The sequence below is a fragment of the Roseateles sp. P5_E11 genome (genome assembly GCF_054049355.1).
The window spans coordinates 1-5,519 of record NZ_JBFUMO010000394.1 but is presented as its reverse complement, the minus strand read 5'-3'; the positions used below and the strand labels follow the sequence as shown (position 1 = coordinate 5,519).

Genomic DNA, 5,519 nt, shown 5'->3' with positions numbered 1-5,519 from the left:
GTGTCGGCCGGCCACCGGCTCTCGGACCTGAACCGTACCGCCGCCAAGCAGGGGCTGTGCTTTCCCATCGACCTTGGCGCTGACCCGACCTTGGGCGGCATGATCGCCACCAACACTGGCGGCGCACGCCTGATCCGCTATGGCGGCGTGCGCGAGAACTTGCTGGGCCTGCAAGGCGTGCTGCTGCACCCGCCGGGTCAAGCGGTGGGCCAGCTTCACGGCCTGCGCAAGAACAACACAGGCCTGGACTGGAGCCAACTGCTGTGCGGCAGCTTCGGCGCCTTCGGCCTCGTCACCCATGCCGTGGTCAAGCTGCACGCCCTGCCCCGGCAAACCGCCACCGCGCTGCTGGCCTTGCCGTCCGCAGCCGTGGGCGTGCAATTGCTGGCCGACTTGGAGGCCGAACTGGGCGACTTCGTCACGGCCTTCGAGGGCATCTCCGGCCCGGCATTGGCGGCCGTGGTGCGGCACCTGCCGGGCGCGACCGCGCCGTTTGCCGAACTGCCGGTCTATGCCGTGCTCGTGGAGCTGACCTCGACGCTGGGCGTCGACCAGGGCCTCGATCTCAATGCCCTGCTGCTGTCCTGGCTGGAGCGCCAGATGGAGTCGGGTGCCGAACTGCTCGACGCCGTGGTGGACAAGCCCGAAAAGCTCTGGCGACTGCGTCACGGCCTGAGCGAAGCCGTGCAGCACCTCGGACGCATGCTGGCCTTTGACCTCTCGGTCACGCGCTCACGCTTTGCGCCCCTGCGCGAGCAGGCCCTGGCCGTGATCGCCGAGCACCTGCCCGACGCGCAGGTCTGCGACTTCGGCCACCTGGGCGATGGCGGCATGCACCTGAACTTCGTGGTGCCTTGGGACACGGCCGAGGGCCGCATCGCAGCGCTGCGCGAGGCCATTTACGACCTCACCGTGCGCGAGTTCGGCGGCAGCTACAGCGCCGAGCACGGCGTGGGCCCCAGCAACTCGGCCTTCTACCACCGCTACACCGACGCAGCCACGCTGGACTGGGCGGCCGCGCTGCACCGGCACTTCGACCCGGCCAGACTGCTGGGCAACGTTCGACTGGATCAAGCCACGGGTTCCGGGGCGACTCCACCGGGGAGCTCAAGCAGCCTGCATCACGCAGGCTCACTTCAAAGAGTGTCAGGCGCGGGCACGAGCGACACCCCTTGAGCCTGAGCCGCCGCCGCCTGCGCCCGCATCGCGCGCACGTAGGCGTCTCGCTGCTGCAGGCGCAGCCAATACGCCGCCACAGCCGGCGTGAAGCGTTCGGCAATCCCGAGATACTGCGCCAACATCAAGGCATAGCCGACGGAGACGTCCGCGGCAGTGAACCGGCCGGCACACAGATACGGCTGCTCAGCCAGCAGCGGCTCCAGCGTACGCAACCGGGCAAGGAACCACTTCGTGTAGTCCTCGGCCACTGCGGGCTGTCGCCTTGGCTCCGGCTCGAACCGCGAGTAGCGCAGCACCAAGGTCTGCGGGAAGGTCAGTGTCGCCTCGCCGAAGTGAAGGAAATTCAGGAAGGCGCCAAAGCCTGTTTCGCCCGGTTCGACTTGCAGCGTCGTCGGGGCACTCAGCGCGCACAGGTACTCGCAGATCGCGGCGGACTCGGTCATGCGGACATCGCCGTCAACCATCAAGGGCACGGTTCCCAGGGGGTTCTCGTCGAGATACCAGCGCGCCGACACGCGCGGCGGAAACGGCAGCAACAGGAGCTTGTAGGGCAGCTCAAGCTCCTCCAGCATCCACAAGGGCCGGAAGGAGCGTGCGCTCATGCAGTGATAGAGGGTAACCATGAAGTTGCTCCATCGGCGGCCGCAAGCGGCACGCCGGTCAAATCAATGTGCGGGCATGGCGCGCAGCTTCTCGCGCGCCCACGCATCGGCAACACGGTTGGGCGCAGCGCCAGCGGCACGGTCAAGCAGTTCCGCGACCCGTGAACCGCTGCTCATCATTGCGCGTACACCCGGTCTTTGCCCAACATCACCTGCTGATGCCCGCATCCGGCAGGGATCATCGGGAAGCAGTTCTCCTGGGCCACGACTGCCACATCCAGAAAATACGGTTGGTCGGACGCCAGGCATTCGGCCAGCGCTGCGTCCAGTTCGCTGCGCTGGGTGACACGGCGGGCCCGCCAGCCAAAGCCACGGGCCACGGCCACAAAGTCGGGCAGTGCCGCGGTGTAGCTGTGGCTGTAGCGCCCCCCGTGGATCAGTTCCTGCCACTGGCGCACCATGCCCATGTAGCCGTTGTTGGACAACACCACCTTCACCGGCGTGCGATGCTGCACGGCGGTGGACAGCTCCTGGATGTTCATGAGGATCGATGCATCGCCGCTGACGCAGACCACAGTCTTGTCCGGGTGGGCGACCTGCGCGCCGATGGCCGCCGGCAGGCCGTAGCCCATCGTGCCGGCGCCGCCTGAGGTCAGCCAGCGCATGGGCTTCTCGAAGCTCAGGTGCTGGGCGGCCCACATCTGGTGCTGACCGACGTCGGTGGAGACGATGGYGTCCAACTTGCTGAGTGCTGCCTGCAAGCGCGTCATCAGCGCCTGCGGTGCAATCGCACCTGTCCCATCGTCGTAGGCCAAGGATCGCTCGGCCCGCCAGCACTTGATGCGAGTCCACCATGGCGCCAGCCGATCCCGCGGAACAGGCAGGTCTGCAAAATGTGTCAACAACTGGGTGAGAGCAGACTCGCAGTCCCCGACGATGGGGATGTGGGCCTTGACCGTCTTGTTGATCGAGGTCGGGTCGATGTCGATGTGAACAACACGCGCTTGCGGACAGAACTGGTCGAGCCGGCCGGTGACGCGGTCATCGAAACGTGCGCCGACGCAGACGATCAGATCGGCATGGTGCATCGCCAGATTGGCTTCGAGCGTGCCGTGCATGCCCAGCATGCCCAACCACTGCGGGTCGGACGCCGGGTAGGCGCCGAGCCCCATCAATGTGAGCGTGCAGGGCGCGCCGGCAGCGCGCACCAGCTGGCGAAAGGCTTGACAGGCCTCGACGCCCGAGTTGATCAAGCCCCCGCCACCGTAGAACACGGGTCTTTGGGCTTGGCGGATCGCGTGTGCCGCAGCCTCAATCTGGGCAAGAGTGGAGCGCTTGAACGGCATCGGCACCGTCGGCGTTGGCGTTGGCGGCGCCAGCCGTTTCGTGACCTTTCGCTGCTGGAGGTCTTTGGGGAAATCCACCAGCACCGGACCGGGCCGTCCGCTCCGCGCGACGGCCACGGCCTTATGCACCACGGCTTCGATGTCGTCAGCACGGCGAAGTTGCACGTTCCACTTGGTCACCGAGCGCGAGATGCCGAGTGCGTCGCACTCCTGGAACGCGTCAGTCCCGATGGACGACGTGGCCACCTGGCCGCTGATGCACAGCACCGGCACCGAGTCGCACAGCGCGTCGAGCAGCCCGGTGGTGGTGTTGCTCATGCCAGGACCCGAGGTCACAAACACCACGCCCAATCTGCCGGTCGAGCGCGCATAGCCCTGGGCCGCATGCACTGCGGCCTGCTCGTGGCGCACCAGCACATGGCGCAGGCGAGGCTCRCTGTGCAGAGCGTCGTAGAGCGGCAGCACCGCTCCACCCGGATAGCCGAACACCGTGTCGATGCCAAGCGCAAGCAGGGTGTCGATCAGCAGCGCGGCGCCGGTGACCTCGAGCACCTCGTCGGCCGCGCTTGCAGGCGGCCCAAAGGCCCGGGTGGCGGGAACTTCGACGTCGATCATGGGGAGGCTGTTCATGCTGCTACTGTTCCCGAACTTTCGCAAAAAGTGCTTCTGTTTTTTCCGAAAGAAATACCAACCAAAGCAAATCTTGCCGACATATCACAACGAGCGGAAAATATTTCTGAAGCACTAGAAACACGACGGACCATCAGTCCAAGATCATCGCCATGCCCAAACCCAAAGCACCTGAACTCGACCGCGTGGACTTCGCCATCCTGCGGGCACTGCAACGCGACGCGCGCCTGAGCCTGGCCGAAATCAGTGCCGAAGTGGGCCTGACCACATCGCCCTGCTGGACACGCATCAAGCGACTGGAAGACGCTGGTGTCATCGAGGGGTACTCGCTGCGGCTGAACGCCGAGAAGATTGGCCTGAAAGACATGGTGATCGTTCAGCTCACGCTCGACAGCCACTCTGACGAGGCGCTCGAACGCTTCGGCCGCGAGCTTGAGCGAATTCCAGAAATCCTGGAGGTCTTTCTCGTGTCCGGCGACTACGACTACCACTTGCGCATCGCCGTGGCCGACACGCGCGACTACGAACGTCTGCTGCGCGAGAAGCTCTACAAGATTCCAGGCATCCGGCACAGCAAGTCCAGCTTCGTGCTCAAGCAGCTGAAGAGGGGCGAGCTGCCATTGAACAGCCCGTAACCCTCGTGCAGTGTTCATGCGCGACGCGACAAGGCCGGGGCTAAGTTCCCTGTCTCGACGCCCTCGATTTGGCCCAGCAATCGAGCGCGCTCGGCCCGCATCCGCGCCAGATGCGCAGCCTTCACATGCCCGTATCCGCGAATGTGCTCAGGCAGTTGGGCCAGTTGGACCACGGCCTGGAGTTGATCGCCTCGCAATTGCTTCAAAAGCCGGCCGAGTGTGCCCTCGTACTCATCCACAAGTTCCCGCTCCTCGCGCCGCTCGCGCGTGTAGCCGAAGACATCGAAGGGCGAGCCGCGCAGTCTCTTGAGTTTGGCAAGCACGCGCATCGCCTTGAGGACCCAGCCGCCGTACTCACGCTTGACGAGATGCCCGGTGGTCGGGTCTGTGCGGGCGAACAGGGGCGGCGCCAGGTAGACGGACAGCCTCAAATCGCCCTCGAACTCCGCGCGCAGCTCGGCCAGAAATTCCGGCGCGCTGTACAGCCGCGCCACTTCGTATTCATCCTTGTAGGCGAGCAGCTTGCTGAAGCCGACAGCCACCGCCTTTGCCAGGCGATCACTGCCCGGCGCCAAGCCTTGTTCGGCCTCTACCGCGCGCTCGACCAGGGCACGATAGCGCTGCGCATAGCGCGAGTCTTGATAGTCAGTCAGCAGCTTGCTTCGGTGCTCGACGATGGCAGAAAGGCTCTCGGGAGCGGGCTCTAACGAGGCAACAGTGCGATCGCCGCAACGGTGAATCGCCTCCTCGACCGCCGAGGCATCATGCACACACAGGCGCCCGAGCCTGAAGGCGCGCAGGTTGAGCGGCACCTGCACGCCATTGAGTTCAATCGCGCGTTCGATGGCCTCGACTCCCATGGGCAGCCAGCCACGCTGCGCAGCCATGCCCACCATCATCAGGTTGGCCCCAACCGGATCACCGCACAGCAACGTGGCCCATCTTGTCGCGTCCGCATAGTGGACGCGATGTGGCGGCAGCTTGGCGCTGACCTTGCCTTTGAGCAGCCCGGCATCGACACGGGCGTCCGCCTGGGTCACGAAGGCTGCTGTCGGCGCCACGCGGTCGTTGCCGAGGAAGCAGGTCTTCTCGCCATCCAGCGTGCGATAGCTCTCGTCCCCCAGTGC

Annotated in this window: 5 protein-coding genes; 2 read left to right on the top strand and 3 right to left on the bottom strand. The window is 65.4% G+C overall.

Annotated elements, in window-relative coordinates:
• Positions 1–1,176, top strand: a 1,176-nt coding sequence (locus tag ACXJKR_RS22820; protein WP_457324750.1) for an FAD-binding oxidoreductase, incomplete at its 5' end; no start/stop codon positions are given.
• Here ACXJKR_RS22820 and ACXJKR_RS22815 read toward each other — a convergent pair.
• Together ACXJKR_RS22815 and ilvB are read right to left on the bottom strand one after the other, a co-directional pair.
• Positions 1,137–1,802: a glutathione S-transferase family protein gene (locus ACXJKR_RS22815; RefSeq protein WP_457324749.1), complete on the bottom strand. Its 666-nt coding sequence runs from the start codon at positions 1,800–1,802 to the stop codon at positions 1,137–1,139. The two genes, ACXJKR_RS22820 and ACXJKR_RS22815, sit on opposite strands and share 40 nt — an antisense overlap.
• A 155-nt stretch (positions 1,803–1,957) precedes the next feature.
• A complete protein-coding gene (ilvB, locus tag ACXJKR_RS22810) occupies positions 1,958–3,757 on the bottom strand; it encodes a biosynthetic-type acetolactate synthase large subunit (protein WP_457324748.1) in 1,800 nt (599 codons plus the stop codon).
• A gap of 152 nt (positions 3,758–3,909) precedes the next feature.
• Here ilvB and ACXJKR_RS22805 point away from each other — a divergent pair, with 152 nt between their 5' ends.
• The gene (locus ACXJKR_RS22805; RefSeq protein WP_457324747.1) at positions 3,910–4,392 is read left to right on the top strand and encodes an Lrp/AsnC family transcriptional regulator; all 483 of its coding nucleotides are present in this window, start codon (positions 3,910–3,912) and stop codon (positions 4,390–4,392) included.
• Between the two features lie 14 nt (positions 4,393–4,406).
• Here the strand turns inward: ACXJKR_RS22805 and ACXJKR_RS22800 are convergent.
• The coding region (locus ACXJKR_RS22800; RefSeq protein ID WP_457324746.1) for a DUF6537 domain-containing protein at positions 4,407–5,519 on the bottom strand (1,113 nt) is incomplete at its 5' end.